The sequence below is a fragment of the Sphingomonas sanguinis NBRC 13937 genome, from assembly GCF_001591005.1.
GTDB classification, from domain to species: domain Bacteria; phylum Pseudomonadota; class Alphaproteobacteria; order Sphingomonadales; family Sphingomonadaceae; genus Sphingomonas; species Sphingomonas sanguinis.
The window spans coordinates 1-619 of record NZ_BCTY01000132.1; the positions used below are offsets into that span (position 1 = coordinate 1).

The window sequence follows — 619 nt, forward strand, 5'->3', positions numbered from 1 at the left end:
TCGACGGCGCGAGGAACGCGTCGTGATGGCCCATCAGCTCGGCGATCAGCGGCGCGACATTCTCGGCCAGCGCGTTGGCGTATGCCGCGTCGTCGGCGACATGGACCTTGCCGACGCCGGCGATCTTCGCGGCGGCCTGCGCCACGCCGTCCACGCCCTGGCCGGCGACGATCAGATGTACCTCGCCCAGCTTGGCCGCCGCGGTGACGGTCGCCAGCGTGGCATCCTTGACGGACCCGCCGTCATGCTCGACCCAAACCAGCGTCTTCACTTGGCCACTCCCAGTGCTTTCAGTTTCTCGACCAGTTCGTCGACCGAGCCGACCTTGACGCCCGCCTGGCGCTTGCCGGGCTCGGCGACATGGGTGATCGTCAGCCGGGGCGCGACGTCCACGCCGTAGTCGGCGGCGGTCTTGGTCGCCATCGGCTTGGACTTGGCCTTCATGATGTTCGGCAGCGACGCATAGCGCGGCTCGTTGAGGCGAAGGTCGGTGGTGACGATCGCGGGCAGCGTCAGCGCCACCGTCTCCAGACCGCCATCGACCTCGCGGGTGACGTTCGCCGTCTCACCCTCGATCTCGACCTTCGAGGCAAACGTGCCCTGCGCCCAGCCGAGCAGA

At 68.3% G+C, this 619-nt stretch carries 2 protein-coding genes; both read right to left on the bottom strand.

Features of this window, described 5'->3' with window-relative positions:
• The coding region (locus SSA01S_RS18925) for an adenine nucleotide alpha hydrolase family protein (RefSeq protein ID WP_501193777.1) at positions 1-271 on the bottom strand (271 nt) is incomplete at its 3' end.
• The coding region (locus SSA01S_RS18930; protein ID WP_439951147.1) for an electron transfer flavoprotein subunit beta/FixA family protein at positions 268-619 on the bottom strand (352 nt) is incomplete at its 5' end. The genes SSA01S_RS18930 and SSA01S_RS18925, both read right to left, overlap by 4 nt.